The sequence below is a fragment of the Achromobacter sp. Root170 genome (assembly GCF_001428165.1).
In the GTDB taxonomy this organism is placed as follows: Bacteria; Pseudomonadota; Gammaproteobacteria; order Burkholderiales; family Burkholderiaceae_B; genus Achromobacter; species Achromobacter mucicolens.
The window spans coordinates 23,861-38,745 of record NZ_LMHN01000002.1 but is presented as its reverse complement, the minus strand read 5'-3'; the positions used below and the strand labels follow the sequence as shown (position 1 = coordinate 38,745).

General features: G+C 66.1%; 14 protein-coding genes. 5 read left to right on the top strand and 9 right to left on the bottom strand.

Annotation, left to right across the window (positions count from 1 at the left end):
* Positions 1-4: 4 nt before the first annotated feature.
* Positions 5-1,315 (bottom strand): MFS transporter, encoded by a 1,311-nt coding sequence (locus ASD87_RS06540; RefSeq protein WP_056318927.1) that lies wholly within the window; start codon positions 1,313-1,315, stop codon positions 5-7.
* A 255-nt stretch (positions 1,316-1,570) separates the two neighbouring features.
* Between ASD87_RS06540 and prfB the strand changes: the two genes are divergently transcribed.
* The 4 genes from prfB (at position 1,571) to ASD87_RS06520 (ending at position 5,344) form a co-directional block, all read left to right on the top strand.
* Positions 1,571-2,675 (top strand): peptide chain release factor 2 gene (prfB, locus tag ASD87_RS06535; protein WP_108696343.1). Its coding sequence is split into 2 segments (ribosomal slippage): positions 1,571-1,651 and positions 1,653-2,675, totalling 1,104 coding nucleotides; the frame shifts between segments, so codons are not numbered across the junction.
* 43 nt (positions 2,676-2,718) lie between these two features.
* Positions 2,719-3,474 (top strand): SDR family oxidoreductase, encoded by a 756-nt coding sequence (locus ASD87_RS06530; protein WP_056318924.1) that lies wholly within the window; start codon positions 2,719-2,721, stop codon positions 3,472-3,474.
* A gap of 10 nt (positions 3,475-3,484) precedes the next feature.
* Positions 3,485-5,008, top strand: a complete 1,524-nt coding sequence (gene lysS, locus ASD87_RS06525; RefSeq protein WP_056318923.1) for a lysine--tRNA ligase — start codon at positions 3,485-3,487, stop codon at positions 5,006-5,008.
* 15 nt (positions 5,009-5,023) lie between these two features.
* Entirely contained in the window at positions 5,024-5,344 is a 321-nt protein-coding gene (locus ASD87_RS06520; protein ID WP_056318920.1) for a hypothetical protein, read from the top strand.
* Here the strand turns inward: ASD87_RS06520 and ASD87_RS06515 are convergent.
* The 8 genes from ASD87_RS06515 to ASD87_RS06480 are packed head-to-tail and all read right to left on the bottom strand — an operon-like array spanning position 5,328 to position 13,827.
* On the bottom strand, positions 5,328-5,978 hold the full coding sequence (locus tag ASD87_RS06515) for a TetR/AcrR family transcriptional regulator (RefSeq protein ID WP_056318918.1): 651 nt from the start codon (positions 5,976-5,978) through the stop codon (positions 5,328-5,330). The two genes, ASD87_RS06520 and ASD87_RS06515, sit on opposite strands and share 17 nt — an antisense overlap.
* Positions 5,979-5,983: 5 nt before the next feature.
* A complete protein-coding gene (locus tag ASD87_RS06510) occupies positions 5,984-7,138 on the bottom strand; it encodes a thiolase family protein (RefSeq protein ID WP_056318916.1) in 1,155 nt (384 codons plus the stop codon).
* Positions 7,135-8,979: a long-chain fatty acid--CoA ligase gene (locus tag ASD87_RS06505; RefSeq protein WP_056318913.1), complete on the bottom strand. Its 1,845-nt coding sequence runs from the start codon at positions 8,977-8,979 to the stop codon at positions 7,135-7,137. The genes ASD87_RS06510 and ASD87_RS06505 overlap by 4 nt, the downstream gene beginning before the upstream one ends.
* A complete protein-coding gene (locus tag ASD87_RS06500; protein WP_056318911.1) occupies positions 8,976-9,797 on the bottom strand; it encodes an ABC transporter ATP-binding protein in 822 nt (273 codons plus the stop codon). Before ASD87_RS06500 ends, ASD87_RS06505 begins: the two co-directional genes overlap by 4 nt.
* Positions 9,798-9,849: 52 nt before the next feature.
* Positions 9,850-11,031, bottom strand: a complete 1,182-nt coding sequence (locus ASD87_RS06495; RefSeq protein ID WP_056318909.1) for an ABC transporter substrate-binding protein — start codon at positions 11,029-11,031, stop codon at positions 9,850-9,852.
* 52 nt (positions 11,032-11,083) lie between these two features.
* Positions 11,084-12,121, bottom strand: a complete 1,038-nt coding sequence (locus ASD87_RS06490; RefSeq protein WP_056318906.1) for a branched-chain amino acid ABC transporter permease — start codon at positions 12,119-12,121, stop codon at positions 11,084-11,086.
* A gap of 3 nt (positions 12,122-12,124) precedes the next feature.
* Complete coding sequence (locus tag ASD87_RS06485; protein ID WP_056318903.1) at positions 12,125-13,003, bottom strand: branched-chain amino acid ABC transporter permease; 879 nt, start codon at positions 13,001-13,003, stop codon at positions 12,125-12,127.
* Positions 13,003-13,827, bottom strand: coding sequence for an ABC transporter ATP-binding protein (locus ASD87_RS06480; RefSeq protein WP_056318900.1), 825 nt, complete (start codon positions 13,825-13,827; stop codon positions 13,003-13,005). The genes ASD87_RS06485 and ASD87_RS06480 overlap by 1 nt, the downstream gene beginning before the upstream one ends.
* A 253-nt stretch (positions 13,828-14,080) precedes the next feature.
* On the opposite strand from ASD87_RS06480, the gene ASD87_RS06475 reads away from it, so the two are divergent.
* On the top strand, positions 14,081-14,884 hold the full coding sequence (locus tag ASD87_RS06475; RefSeq protein WP_056318897.1) for an enoyl-CoA hydratase/isomerase family protein: 804 nt from the start codon (positions 14,081-14,083) through the stop codon (positions 14,882-14,884).
* Position 14,885: the final 1 nt, after the last annotated feature.

The following is a 14,885-nucleotide window of genomic DNA, read 5'->3' as shown; positions in this document are numbered from 1 at the left end:
GGCGCTACTTATTCACCAGCTTCGCCGGCTGCGCCAGCGCCACCAATGCTCCCACCACCAGGCAGCCGGCCAGCATGTACAGCCCCGTATTCGTGGTGCCGGTCATGTCCTTCAACCAGCCCACCAGATACGGGCTGACAAAGCCGGCCAGATTGCCCACCGAGTTGATCAGCGCAATGCCCGCAGCGGCCGCCGTGCCGCCCAGCAGCGCCGTCGGCAGGCTCCAGAACAGCGGCAGGACCGTGCAGATACCGATATTGGCCACCGTCAGCGCCAGAATCGCCAGCGCCGTATTGCCGCTCCACACCGCCGACAGGAACAGCCCCACCGCGCCAAACAGCGCCGGCAACGCCACGTGCCAGCGCCGCTCGCGCTGCCGGTCCGAATTGCGCGAAATCAGGATCATGCCGATCACGGCGAACAGGTTGGGCACCGCCGTCAGCAGGCCGATGGCCAGCGGGCTCTGCACGCCCGTGTTCTTGATGAGGCTGGGCATCCAGAAGCCCACCCCATACAGCCCCATCACGAACGAAAAGTAGATCAGCGCCATCGCCCACACCCGCGGCTTGGTCAGCGCGGCGCGGATCGGCGGATCTTCCTTTTGCTGTTCCTCGGCCGCAATGTTGCGGATCAGCACGGCCTTTTCATTGGCCGTCAGCCACTTGGCCTTGTTGATGCGGTCATCCAGATAGATCAGCACCAGCACGCCGATCACCACCGACGGAATCCCTTCCAGCAGGAACAGCCACTGCCAGCCCGACAGGCCGTGGTCGCCGTGGAAGCTCGCCATGATCCATCCGGAAATCGGGCCGCCGATGAGGCCGGACATGGGCACGGCGGTCATGAAGAACGTCGTGATGCGCCCGCGCCGGGCGGCCGGGTACCAATAGGTCAGGTACAGGATGATGCCCGGGAAGAAGCCCGCCTCGGCCGCGCCCAGCAGGAATCGCAGCAGGTAGAACATATGCACGCTGGTCACGAACATCATGCACGCCGAGATGATGCCCCACGTGATCATGATCCGGGCGATCCAGATCCGCGCCCCCACTTTGTGCAGGATGATGTTGCTGGGAATCTCGAAGAGAAAGTAGCCGATGAAGAAAATACCGGCGCCCAGTCCATACACCGTCTCGCTGAATTGCAGTTCCTGCAGCATCTGCAGCTTGGCGAACCCCACGTTCACGCGGTCCAGGTACGCCACCACATAGCAGACCACCAGCAGCGGCACCAGCCGCCAGCCCACCTTGCGGTAGATCCGGTCCTCTTCGCTGGCGCCGAGCGCCGGCGAGACCCCGGGGGGCATCGTGTTTTCCATCACTGTCTCCATTCCTCTGGCGGGATAGGCCGGCGCGGGGCCGGCGTTGTCGCGGTCCGCATCCCAAACGGGGACATCGCGGCCACCAGCCAAGGCTAGAGCCGTCGGGTTGACAAAAAACTGAACAACTGGACTTGCCCCCGCGCCACCCGGGAAACAGGACCCGCCGCCCGTGCCCGCGACGCACGCCCGCGAACAGGCTCCATCCACGGTAAAATGCCAGGTTTCGCACAAAGTCATCAGGACAGGATCATCATGGAAGCCGAACGTCAGAACCAGCTCGCAGCCCGCCTCGCCGACTACGCGGAGCGCGAACAGGCTCTACGGAGGTATCTTTGACTACGATGCCAAAGCTGAACGCCTCCAGGTCGTAAACGCCGAACTCGAAGACCCGGCCGTCTGGAACGACCCCAAGCACGCCCAGGACCTGGGCCGTGAAAAGAAATCGCTCGAGGACGTGGTGGAAACGCTCACGAGCCTGGGCGCCGGCGTGGCCGATTCCCAGGAACTCTTCGAAATGGCCGCCGCCGACGATGACGGCGACACCCTCGAAGCGATCGAACAGGACGCCGACGCCTTCCAGGAAAAGCTCGAAGCCCTGGAATTCCGCCGCATGTTCTCCAACCCGGCCGATCCCCTGAACTGCTTCCTGGACATCCAGGCCGGCGCGGGCGGCACGGAAGCGCAGGACTGGGCGTCGATGCTGCTGCGCCAGTACCTCAAGTACGCCGAACGCAAGGGCTTCAAGGCCGAGATCCTTGAAGAATCCGACGGCGAAGTCGCGGGCATCAAGTCGGCCACGATCAAGATCGAGGGCGACTACGCCTTTGGCTACCTGCGCACCGAAACCGGCGTGCACCGCCTGGTCCGCAAAAGCCCCTTCGACTCGTCGGGCGGCCGTCACACGTCGTTCGCCAGCGTCTTCGTGTATCCGGAAGTCGACGATTCCTTCGAGGTCGAAGTGAACCCCGCCGACCTGCGCGTGGACACCTACCGTGCCTCGGGCGCGGGCGGTCAGCACATCAACAAGACCGACTCGGCCGTGCGCCTGACGCACATCCCGACGGGCATCGTCGTGCAGTGCCAGAACGACCGTTCGCAGCACCGCAACCGCGCCGAAGCCATGCAGATGCTGAAGTCCAAGCTCTACGAACTGGAAATGCGCAACCGCATGGCCGAGCAGCAGAAGCTGGAAGACTCCAAGACCGACGTGGGCTGGGGCCACCAGATCCGTTCGTACGTGCTGGACCAGAGCCGGATCAAGGACCTGCGCACGAACGTCGAAATCTCCAACACGCAGAAAGTGCTGGACGGCGACCTGGATCCCTTCATCCAGGCCAGCCTGAAGCAAAACGTCTAAGTTCCGCGATTCTTCCCGCTTTCACGCACCCAGAGGTCCACGAATGTCCGACACCATTGCTATTCTCACCGGCGCTTCGCGCGGCATCGGCGCCGCCATGGCGCGCGGCCTGGTCAAACCCGGCACCCGCCTGATTACCCTGGCGCGCCGCGAAGACCCCGACCTCGCCGCCCACGCGCGCTCGCAGGATGTGCAGCTGGAACAACTGTCCGTGGACCTCTCGGACCTGAAAGCGGCCGAATCCGCAGCCGAACGCATCTGCGCCGCGCTGCCGCGCGACGCCAAACGCTATCTGCTGATCAACAACGCGGGCACGGTGCATCCGGTGGCGCGCACCGACGAACTCACCGACGGCGCGGCCATCACCGCCGCCTTCAACCTGAACGTCACGGCCGTCATGCTGCTCACGGGGCGGTTCCTCGCCGCCGTCGCTGACATCAAGGCCGACCGCCGCATCCTGAACATCTCCTCCGGCGCGGGCCGCAATCCCAACGCCGGCTGGGGCGTGTACTGCGCCACCAAGGCCGCGCTCGACATGCACGCCCGCGTCGTCAAGCAGGAACAAGGCGCCGACGGCGCCCGCATCGTCGCGCTGGCCCCCGGCATCGTCGACACCGACATGCAGGCCGCCATCCGCGCAAGCGACCCCGAAAGCTTCCCCGCGCTGGCCAAGTTCCAGGACTTCCATGCCACCGGCAAGCTGTCCTCGCCCGCCAACGTAGCCTCCCGCATCCTCGCCTACCTGGATCGCGAAGATTTCGGCACGACCGAAATCGACGACATCCGCAATTACGACTGATCCCCCGACCATGACCGACCACTCGACCACTCCGGCACCCGCCCAGGATGAAAACCGCTTGATCGCCGAACGGCGCGCCAAGTTGGCCAAACTGCGCGAAGCCGGGGTCGCGTACCCCAATGATTTCGTCCCGGACGCCCGCGCCGCGGCCCTGCATGACAAGTACGACGGCCAGGAGCAGGAAGCCCTGGCCGCCGCCGCGGTCAACGTCAAGGTCGCCGGCCGCATGATGCTCAAGCGCGTCATGGGCAAGGCCAGCTTCGCCACGCTGCAGGACAGCACCGGCCGCATCCAGATCTACCTGGACCGCGGCACGCTCGGCGAAGATGTCTACGCCGCGTTCAAGCAGTGGGACATCGGCGACATCATCGCGATCGAAGGGTCGGTCTTCAAGACCAACAAGGGCGAACTGTCGGTGCACGCCGCCTCGGCGCGCCTCTTGTCCAAGTCGCTGCGCCCCCTGCCCGACAAGTTCCACGGCGTCGCCGATCAGGAACTGCGCTACCGCCAGCGCTATGTCGACCTCATCATGACCGACGCCACGCGCCGCACCTTCGAGGCGCGCAGCAAGGCCGTGGGCAGCATCCGCCAGTTCATGCTGAACGCGGGCTTCCTTGAAGTCGAAACGCCCATGCTGCACCCGATCCCGGGCGGTGCGGCGGCCAAGCCCTTCGTCACGCACCACAACGCGCTGGACATGGAAATGTTCCTGCGCATCGCGCCCGAGCTCTACCTCAAGCGCCTGATCGTCGGCGGCTTCGAACGCGTGTTCGAAGTCAACCGCAACTTCCGCAACGAAGGCGTGAGCCCGCGGCACAACCCCGAATTCACGATGATGGAGTTCTACGCAGCCTTCGCGGACTACCGCTGGCTCATGGACTTCACCGAAGAGCTGATCCGCCAGGCCGCCATCTCGGCCACCGGCAGCGCCGTCCTGACCTACCAGGAGCGCGAGCTGGACCTGTCCAAGCCCTTCGACCGCCTGACCATCTGCGAAGCCATCCTCAAGTACACCGACGGCTACACCCAGGCCCAGCTCGACGATCCGGCCTTCGTGCGCGCCGAACTGAAAAAGCTGGGCGCCGACGCAGACGGCCCCGTGCTGTCGCGCGCCGGCCTGGGCGCGCTGCAACTGGCGCTCTTCGAAGAGACCGCCGAAGCCAAGCTCTGGAACCCCACCTACATCATCGACTACCCGGTCGAAGTCTCGCCGCTGGCGCGCGCCTCCGACACCCGCGAAGGCATCACCGAGCGCTTCGAGCTCTTCATGACCGGCCGCGAGATCGCCAACGGCTTCTCCGAGCTGAACGATCCCGAAGACCAGGCCGAGCGCTTCCGCTCGCAGGTCGAAGCCAAGGACGCCGGCGACGAGGAAGCCATGTTCTACGACGCGGACTACATCCGCGCCCTCGAATACGGGATGCCCCCGACGGGCGGCTGCGGCATCGGCATCGACCGCCTGGTCATGCTGCTGACCGACAGCCCCAGCATCCGCGACGTCATCCTCTTCCCGCACCTGCGCCGTGAAGACTGATCGTCGGCGCGCGTCATGATCTTCAAGATCCTGATGCTGCTGCTGGTCGTGGCGGGGCTGGTCTACTGGATCAAGCAACCCCGCCGCGTCCAGCCGGGCACGCCCTACCGGTCCGCCCCCGTGCGGCGGCCGGCATTCATTGCCCTGTGCGTGGTCACCGCCATCTCGCTCATCGCCGCGATCCTGACCGCCTTGCTCTGGATGGGCGGCGTGGCTGGCGGCGTCACGGGCGGCGGTTATCACGGCGAAGCCGATTTCCTCTTGCCCGTCGCGGCCTCGCTGCTGGCGCTGTCGGTCGCCTGCGCCGTGGGCGCCTTCATCAAGCGGCGCGGCTAGGCTCCACGGGCCACCTGCCCGCCCCCGCGGGCAGCGCCGGCAACGCCGCCTGCAACATGGCGTCGATGAACGCGGCGGGGGCCAGCCGCCCGCCCGGCTTGTACCATTGCACCGTCAAATTCATCGCGCCCAGCACGCATCGCTTGATGACGCGCGCATCCCCCCGCAGCAAACCCGCCTGCACCGCCCCCGCCACCACGGACTGCCACATCGCCTCGTAGCGGTCGCTCAGCACCTTGACCGACGCCTGGCTCGGCGCCGACAGGCTGCGCCATTCGTACACCAGCGCGTTCATCGCATCCCCGCCCGCGCCGTGCAGCATGCTCCACATATGCACGCGAAACAGCGCCGCCAGCCGGTCTGCCGGCACGGCATAGCAGTCCAGCGCCTTCTCGCCCAGGTCGATCACCTCCTGGATACCGTTGTTCATCACGGCGACCAGAATCTCTTCCTTGCTGCGGAAATGGTGGAACAGGCTGCCCGACTGCAATCCCACCGCCTTGGCCAGCTCACGCACCGTCGTGCGCTCATAACCGCGCTTGCTGAAGAGCCGGCCCGCCGCCAGGATCAGTTCCCGGCGCCGTTGCGTCTCCGCGCCCTCGTCCCGCGACGCAGCCGTCCCGGTCTTGTCCATGCAGGTCAAACCCTCTGGATGATGGTCGCGGTCGCCATGCCGTGGCCGATGCACATGAGCTGCATGCCCAGCTCGCCTTCGGTCGCCTCCAGCCCCGCCAGCATCTTGGCCATCAGGCCCGCGCCCGTGGCGCCCAGCGGATGGCCGTGCGCAATCGCGCCGCCCCACGGATTCACGCGCGTCAGGTCCGCGCCCAGTTCGCGCTGCCAGGCCAGCACCACGCTTGCAAAGGCCTCGTTGATCTCGATCCAGTCGATGTCCTCCAGCGCCAGGCCCGCGCGCGCCAACGCCTGCTGCGCCGCGGGGATCACGCCCGTCAGCTGCATCACGGGGTCCGAACCCACCACCACACGCGCCAGGAAGCGCGCCCGGGGCCGCAAGCCATCGGCCAGCGCCGCGTCCTTGTCGCCCAGCAGCACCGCCGCCGCGCCATCCGCGAGCTGGCTGGCGTTGGCCGCCGTCACACCGCCCTCGCCCGGCGCGCGCATTGCGGGCGCCATAGCCGCCATCCGGGCGGCGTCCGTCGTTTCGCGGATGCCTTCGTCGCGGCGCGCGGCTTGCGCCGGGCCCGGCAGCAGCTCGGCATGCAGCCCCGCGCTGGCTGCCACCCACGCGCGCGCGTGACTCGCGCGCGCCCACGCGTCCATGTCGGCCTGCGACAGCCCCCATTGGCTGGCGATGCGCTCGGCGCTCTCGATCTGGTGAATCAGCGGATAACGCGCCAGCAACGCCGGGGTCAGCGATTCGAATCCCCGGAATTCGCTTTGGCCCAGCGTCACGTCCAGGAACATCGGCACGCGGCTCATGCTCTCGACGCCGCCGGCGACCACATAACGCATGTCGCCTGCGGCGATGGCCTGCGCGCCAAAATGCACGGCCTGCTGGCTGGACCCGCACATGCGGTTCAGCGCCACCCCCGGCACACTCTCGGGCAGCCCAGCCAGCATCGCGGCCAGCCTGCCGATGTTGGCGCCCTGCTCGCCCGCCTGGCTGACGCAGCCGGCGATCAGGTCCTCAACCTTGTCGCCCGGCAGGCCCGCGCGCGCCAGCAGCGCTTGCACGGTGTCCGCCAGCAGCGAGTCGGGCCGGGTCTCGGCCCACCATCCCCCGCGACGCCCGAACGGCGTGCGCACGGCTTCCAGGATCACGGCTTGGTTCATGCCGTCGTCTCCTCAACATAGAGCGATTCGATTTCGTTGGCGTAGGCGCGGTAGATGCTGGCGCGCCGCACCTTCATCGTTGCAGTCACTTCGCCATCGTCGTGGTCCAGTTCCTTGGTCAGCAGATGGAAACGCTTGATCTGCGAGACGGGCGCCAGCCCGGCGTTGGCGCGCGTGACCTCCTGCTGGACCAATTCGCGCACCTGCGGGCATTCCGCCAGCGACCGGAAATGCGTGAACGCGATGCGCCGCGATTCGGCCCATTTGCCCGCGGTGTCGAATTCCAGCTGGATCAATGCCGTCACGTACTTCCTGCCGTCGGCAATGACGATGCACTCTTTCACGTACGGACTGCCCTTGACCGCGTTCTCGATCTCGGACGGCGTCAGGTTCTTGCCCCCCGCCGTGATCATGATGTCCTTGAGCCGGTCCACGATGCGCACGCGCCCGTCTTCCTGCGCCACGACGTCGCCCGTGTGCAGCCAGCCGTCACGCACGGTGTCCGCGGTCGCCTCCGGGTTCTTGTAGTAGCCCTGGAACACCATGTCGCCACGCACCAGCAGTTCGCCGGATTCGCCGATGCGCCATTCCACGCCCAGGATCGCCTCGCCCACCGTGCCCACCTTCACGCGGTCCGGATGCTGTCCAAAGATCATGCCAGCCGACTCCGTCAGGCCATACACCTCGATCAGCGGCACGCCCAGCGTGCGAAAGTAGCGCACCACGTCCGGCGGAATCGGCGCGGCGCCTGTCATTGCCACCCGCACACGACGCAGGCCAATGAAATTCTGCTGCGCGCGCAGCACCAGCCAGTACCACAGCCAATGCGTCAGCCGCTCGCCCACGCGATACTGCGCGGGGGACTTCTCCAGAAACGGCGCGCACTGTGCCAGCGCCTTGCGGTACAGCCACTGCTGCAACCGGCCGGCCTCCTGCATCTTGATCGAGATCGCGGCGTGCAGTTTTTCCCAGATGCGGGGCACGCCCAGGAAAATCGTCGGCGCGACTTCGCGCAGGTCCTCCTGCACGGTGCGCAGCGACTCGCCAAAATTCACCTGCGTGCCCAGGTAGATGGGCACGAACGTGGACAGCATCTGCTCGGCAACGTGACACAGCGGCAGGTACGACAGGTGCACGCTGGACGCATCCATCGACAGGCGATCGGCGATGCCCGGCGCCACGCCGCGCATGTTGCGGTAGCTCAGCATCGCGCCCTTGGGCTTGCCGGTGGAACCCGACGTGTAGATCATCAGCCCGGTGTCGTCCAGGCGCTGCCCGTCCAGCATCGTGTTCAGCGCGGCCAGCTCCACGCCTTCGCGCTGGCCGCCATCGGCCTCGACTTCGGCAAAGGTCACGATGCGCGCCCGATCCGCCGCGCCATACGCGCGCAGACCCTTCGTTTCAATGACCACGATGCGGCGCAAATTCGGCAGCCGGTCCGCCACGTGCAGCACCTTGTCGGTCTGCTCCTGGTCTTCGCAAACCACCAGTTCGACGTCCGCGTGCGCCAGCACGTAGCCCATTTCTTCGGCCGGGCTTGTGGAATAGACGCCCACCGCCACGCCGCCGGCCGCGCACGCCCCCATCTGCGTCAGCAGCCACTCCACCCTGTTGTCCGAGACGATCGCAACCCGGCCGCCCGCGCTGAGCCCCAGCGCGCGCAGTCCCAGCCCCACGCGGCATGCGCGCTGCCAGTACTGGTCCCAGGTCAGCGGCTTCCAGATGCCAAAGTCCTTTTGCCGGATGGCAACCGCCGATGGCTGGCGGCGCGCCTGCTCGCGCAGCATCTGCGGCAGCGTCAGTTCAGGCCAGGCGCCCGGATCCCTGTGCGCGTCCATCATGACAGCCAGCGCTTGCGGCGCTTGTAGTGCTTGATGTCGCGAAAGCCCCTGGCCTCGCCCGTTCCGCCCACGCCCAGATAGAACTCGCGCACGTCGGGGTCCGCCGCCAGCTTGTCGGCCGAACCGTCGATCACCACCTTGCCGGTCTCCATGATGTAGCCGTAATGCGCCACCGCCAGGGCAACCGAAGCGTTCTGCTCCACCAGCAGCATCGACACCCCCTGTTCGATATTGATGCGCGCGATGATCGAAAAAATGCTCTCGACCAGCATGGGCGACAGGCCCAGCGATGGCTCGTCCAGTAGCATCAGCGTCGGCTGCGCAATCAGCGCGCGCCCGATGGCCAGCATCTGCTGTTCCCCGCCGGACAGATAACCGGCCAGCCCGCGCCGCCGCTCGAAAAGCCGCGGAAAGTAGCCGTAGACCAGATCGAAGTCCGCGCGTGCGGCGGGCCTTCCGGTCAGCGCATAGGTCGCCGCCACCAGGTTCTCTTCGACGGTCAGGTCTTCGAACACGCGGCGCCCTTCCATCACGTGCGCCAGGCCCGACCGCACCAGGTTCTGCGGCTTGATGCCCGCCGTGTCGCCGCCAGCGAACACGATCTGGCCGCGCACCAGTTCCCCGTCCTCCAGGTCCAGCAGACCGGATACCGCCTTGAGCGTGGTGGATTTGCCAGCCCCGTTGCTGCCCAGCAGCGCGACGATGCTGCCGGCCGGCACCGACAGGGACAAGCCGCGCAGCACCTGCACCGCCTTGTTGTAGACGACCTCGATGTTGTTGATGTCGAGCACCGCCTTGGGCGGCGCGGCGGCGTTCATGCCTGAACGAACGCCCTGTCCTGCCACGTCCTGTCCCTGGTTCACGGCAGCCTCACTTGAGCACGATCCAGTCGGACGCCGGCACCATCTGCTTTTGCTTGACGTCCGCGCGATAGATCCGGCCCACCGGGATGGAGTTGCCCTTGATGGTGATCGGCACGCCGATCAGCCCGCCCGTATCGAAATCCTTGATGCCATCCAGAGAGGCCTTCATGTTGGCGGCGGTCAGCTCCTTGCCCGCGTCCAGCGTGCGCTTGGCGACTTCCGAGAACAGCATGGCGGCCAGGAATCCCTGCATGTAGCCCGTGCTCTGGTACTGCGGCCGCATTTCGCGGATCTTCTTGAGCATCGGCGCGTCGGCGGCCTGATCGTAGTAGTAGCGGTACGGCATCACGCCCATGAAGCCTTCGGCGTCCTCGCCCATCTGCATCACGGTCGAGTTGTCCATCGTCCAGAACGTACCCATGTAGCGCGTCTTCAGGCCCATGCGCTTGCCCTGCCCCACAAACTCGGGAATTGGCGCCAGCACGTAGCCATGGAAGATGGTGAAGTCAGGGTCGGCGCGGCGCAGCTTGATGACCTCGGTCGACACGTCCACGCTGCCCGGCGGCGTCATGATCTCGGTAGCCACCTTCAGGCCCAGCTTTTCGGCCACCGCACGCGAACTGGCGATCGGATCGCGTCCGAACTCCGTGTCCGAATACACGAACGCCACCTTGGCGCCCGGCTGCTCCTTGGCGATGTAGCGCAGCAGGATGCCGAACATCTCGGTGTAGTCGGGGCCCAGCATGAACTGCGCGGGATACTTGGCCGGATCGTTCAGCTCGGTCGCGAAGGACGCGCCCGTCATCAGGATGTCGCCCGTGCGGTTCAGCTCGGCATTGATGGTCTTGGAAAAGCCGGTCGAATCGCCGTAGTAGAAATTGACCTTGTTCTGGCTGGTGATCTTCTTGAACGCCGCCACCGACGCATCCACCTTGTAGGCCGTGTCCTCGGGCACGTAGCGCAGCTTGCGGCCCTTGATGCCGCCCTGGTCGTTGATGATCTTCACGTAGTCCGTGATCCCGGCGTGGATGCCCTGCCCGGCAAAGGCAAACACGCCACTCAAGGGAATCGAGCCGCCCAGCACCAGGTCCTCGGCCGCCTGCGCCGCGGGCGCCGCCGCCAATGCCGCCGCCAGGCCCAACGGGGCCAACAACCTCGATAAACCGCTGCCTATCCGGATGCGCTTCATGGTTTGTCTCCTGGGTCTTATGGGTGGCCGCCGTCACGCCGCACGCATCGCGTTACGTACGGAAAGGCCAGAGGTGAAAGAATCGGCGCACGCGCCGCCAGATTTCCGCGAGCCCGTGCGGCTCGAAGATCAGAAAGCCCACGATCAGCAGGCCGAAAACGATGGTGCGCACCGGTGAGATCAGCCGCAGCGCATCGCCGCCCACGGGCAGCCAGCCGACAACAAGCTTCAGAAACTCCGGCACCATCGTCATGAAAAGCGCGCCCAGGATGGATCCCAGGATCGAGCCCATGCCGCCCACGATGATCGCCGCCAGAAAGAAGATCGACATGATGAGCGGAAAGCTCTCGGGCGTGACCACCCGGAAAAAATACGCCCACAGACCGCCCGCCACGCCGGCATAGAACGAGGACAGCCCGAACGACAGCAGCTTGTAGCGCAGCAGGCGGATGCCCAGCACCTCGGCGGAAATGTCGCGGTCGCGGATCGCGATGAACGCGCGGCCGATGCGCGTGCGAAAAAGATTCGCCGCGCCCAGCACCATCAGCACGGTCACGGGCACGATCAGCCAATAGATCTTGAAGGACGTATCCAGGTCCAGCCCCAGGATGCGCGCCGGCGGCACCTGCAACCCTGAGGTACCGCCCGTGAACTGCCAGTTCGCGAAGATGAAGTGCGCGATGAACGACGCGGCAATCGTCGAGATCGCCAGGTACAGTCCCTTCACCCGCAGCGAGGGAATACCCACCAGCAGCCCACCCAACATCGCCACCACGCCGCCCGCCAGCAGATTCACCAGGACCGGCGTGCCCAGGTGCAGCTCCATGACTGCGACCGTGTACGCGCCAAGGCCCATGAACGCCGCCTGCCCCAGGCTGACCAATCCGGTGTAGCCGGTCAGGATGTTCAGCCCCGTAGCGCTGGCGATGTTGATCGCGACCAGGCACGCAAGATAAAGCCAATAGGCATTCGCCATGAAGGGAAACAGCACCAGCGAGGCCGCCAGCAGCGCCAGCCACAGGTGCTGCGTGCGCGTGTCGAAAAGCGCCTCGTCGGCCAGGTAGGTCTGTTTGGCGGTCGCGATACGCATGGATCAGAGCCTCTCGATTTCACGGGTGCCGAACAGGCCGTAGGGCCTGGCCATCAGCACGACGACCAGCACGACGAACGTGGCCAGCAGCTTGTACTCGCCGCCCAGATAGGCGCCCGCCCAGGCCTCCAGCAGGCCGATGAAAATGCCGCCGACCAGCGCGCCCGCGACGCTGTCCAACCCGCCCACGATCACCACCACCAGCACCGACAACCCGAACACGCCCATCGACGACGAGATCCCGCCGATCGCGCCGACGATCACGCCGGACACCGCGGCGATGGCGCCCGCCGTCACCCACGCCAGCGAAAACACGCGCGGCACATTGATGCCCATTGCATAGGCCGCGCCCTGGTCCGACGCCGTCGCACGCAGCGCCACGCCGCCGCGCCAGTAGCGAAACACCACCAGCACCAAAAGCGCCAGCACCACCGCCACCCAGAAGCCGTAGAACACCTTGGGTGCCACGAACGCCTCGCCCACCATGACTGGCGCGCGCGGCATGAATTCCGGCAGGCGCCGCTGGTCCGCCGTCCAGATAAGCTCAACCGCGCCCACCAATATCGACGCCAGACCCACGGTAATCATGAAGACAGAGATCGGCGATTCGCCCAGCATCGGGCGTATGGTCAGCCGCTCGACGACGGCGCCCAGCGCGCCCGACACCACGACCGCGCCCGCGATGGCCAGCCAGATCGGCCACTCCATCCCCGATGCGAATGCATAGAACACGTACGCGCCCAGCATCAGAAATTCACCAATCGCAATGTTCACCACGCGGGTCGCCTTGTAGACGATCACGAACGCCAGCGCGGCCAGCGCATACACGCCGCCGCTGCCCAGTCCCGCCAGCGACACCTCCAGGAAGAACAGCCAGTCCATCAGGCCGCCTCCCGCAGCCGCCGCCGCAGATCGCCCACGTCGCCCGCGCCCAGATACGCCTTGATGACTTCCGGATTGGACTGCACCTGCGCCGGCGTGCCGTGGGCAATCACCTGCCCGAAGTTAAGCACCACAACGTGATCGGACAGGTCCATCACCATGCCCATGTCGTGCTCGACCATCAGCACCGTCACGCCCCACTCGGCGCGCGCATCCAGGATGAAGCGCGCCATGTCGTCGGTCTCTTCACGGTTCATGCCCGCCACGGGCTCGTCCAGCATCAGTACCTTGGGCTGCATCGCCAGCGCCCGCGCCAGCTCCACCCGCTTCTGCAGCCCATACGACAGCGCCGCAACCGGCGCGTGGCGGATGTGGTCGATCTCCAGGAAATCGATGATGCGTTCTTCGATGTCCGCCCGCAGCGCCATCTCCTCGCGGCGCGCGCGGCCCAGGTAAAAAAGCGCATCCAGCACATTGGTGCGCAGGTGCGCGTGGCGGCCCAGCTTGATGTTGTCCAGCACCGTCATGCCGCGAAACAGCGCAATGTTCTGGAAGCTGCGCGCCAGACCCAGCTTGGCGCGATCGGGCGCGTGCATGCGTGTGATGTCGCGGCCCTCGAAGTGGATCCGTCCCGCCGCGGGCTTGTAGAAACCGGAGATCGTGTTGAACAGCGAGGTCTTGCCGGCGCCATTCGGACCGATGACCGTGGTGATGGAGCCCTGCTCCACGCGAAAGCCCACATCGGTAAGCGCCTTGACGCCGCCAAACGCCAGCGTCACCCCATCGGCCTGCAACAAGGCAGGCCTGTCGGACTGATCCACCATTTGTCTCCCCGCTTTGATGCGAAGTTATTTTGCCGCCTGGGGCGGACATTTTTTACGACGGTGAACCTGGCGGCCCTGCGAGGCAGGAGATGCAACGAACCTGTCTTTACCTTCGCCAGTACAGCGCCGGAAAATCGTTCTATGCGTTACGCTAAGCGTGCTCAAAACCCAACCAAGCAAGCGCTTGGTTCAAAACATAGCATCGCGGTTTTTTGATCGACAGTTGGTATTTACCCGACAACGGAGACTCGCCATGACCCAGGAACCACCGAAGTTCCAGACGCTGTTGCTCGAGACCGACGGCCCCGTCGCCACGCTCACCCTCAATCGCGCGGACGCGCTCAACGCCATCGACGTGGCCATGGCGTGCGACCTGTTGCGCGCCGCGCAGTGGATCGAAACGTGCGACGCGGTGCGAGTCGTGCTGCTGCGCGGCACGGGCAAGGCATTCTGCGCGGGGGGAGACATCGGCATGTTCACCGGAGAGCCCGACAAGGTGCGCGCCACGCTGTCGGACCTGTTCACGCCACTGAATGCGTTCATTGCGCGCATCCCGCGCATGGACAAGGTGTGGCTCGCGCAGGTTCACGGCGTGGCAGCGGGCGCCGGCCTGTCGCTCGTCCTGGCCTGCGACCTCGCCATCGCCGATGCGGGCGCGCGCTTCATGACGGCCTACCTGAAGCTAGGCGCGACGCCCGACGCCGGCATGACGCACGGCCTCATGCGCGCCGCCGGCCCCAAGCGCGCACTCGATCTCCTCTTGCGTCATGACGCCTTCACGGCCGACGAGGCGCAGGCCTGGGGCATCATCACGCGCACCGCGCCTGCCAGCGAACTTGCTGCCGCGGGGCAAGCTTATGCCCAGGACATCGCCCGCCACGCGCCGCACGGCATTGCGGGCGCCAAGGCATTGCTGCGCAGCGCCGCGCACGCGCCGCTGGAAGCCCAGTTGGCCGAGGAAACGGCGCGCTTCCTGCAGTCGGCCGCACACGCCGATTTCGCCGAAGGCGTGGCGGCGTTCCGCGAAAAGCGGCCGCCCCGTTTTACCGGCCAATAGC

Bases quoted from the DNA above. Each gene is read 5' to 3' on its own strand.
- ASD87_RS06540 (WP_056318927.1), bottom strand. From the start codon at position 1,315: ATGGAAAACACGATGCCCCCCGGGGTCTCGCCGGCGCTCGGCGCCAGC.
- ASD87_RS06530 (WP_056318924.1), top strand. From the start codon at position 2,719: ATGTCCGACACCATTGCTATTCTCACCGGCGCTTCGCGCGGCATCGGC.
- lysS (WP_056318923.1), top strand. From the start codon at position 3,485: ATGACCGACCACTCGACCACTCCGGCACCCGCCCAGGATGAAAACCGC.
- ASD87_RS06520 (WP_056318920.1), top strand. From the start codon at position 5,024: ATGATCTTCAAGATCCTGATGCTGCTGCTGGTCGTGGCGGGGCTGGTC.
- ASD87_RS06515 (WP_056318918.1), bottom strand. From the start codon at position 5,978: ATGGACAAGACCGGGACGGCTGCGTCGCGGGACGAGGGCGCGGAGACG.
- ASD87_RS06510 (WP_056318916.1), bottom strand. From the start codon at position 7,138: ATGAACCAAGCCGTGATCCTGGAAGCCGTGCGCACGCCGTTCGGGCGT.
- ASD87_RS06505 (WP_056318913.1), bottom strand. From the start codon at position 8,979: ATGATGGACGCGCACAGGGATCCGGGCGCCTGGCCTGAACTGACGCTG.
- ASD87_RS06500 (WP_056318911.1), bottom strand. From the start codon at position 9,797: ATGAACGCCGCCGCGCCGCCCAAGGCGGTGCTCGACATCAACAACATC.
- ASD87_RS06495 (WP_056318909.1), bottom strand. From the start codon at position 11,031: ATGAAGCGCATCCGGATAGGCAGCGGTTTATCGAGGTTGTTGGCCCCG.
- ASD87_RS06490 (WP_056318906.1), bottom strand. From the start codon at position 12,121: ATGCGTATCGCGACCGCCAAACAGACCTACCTGGCCGACGAGGCGCTT.
- ASD87_RS06485 (WP_056318903.1), bottom strand. From the start codon at position 13,003: ATGGACTGGCTGTTCTTCCTGGAGGTGTCGCTGGCGGGACTGGGCAGC.
- ASD87_RS06480 (WP_056318900.1), bottom strand. From the start codon at position 13,827: ATGGTGGATCAGTCCGACAGGCCTGCCTTGTTGCAGGCCGATGGGGTG.
- ASD87_RS06475 (WP_056318897.1), top strand. From the start codon at position 14,081: ATGACCCAGGAACCACCGAAGTTCCAGACGCTGTTGCTCGAGACCGAC.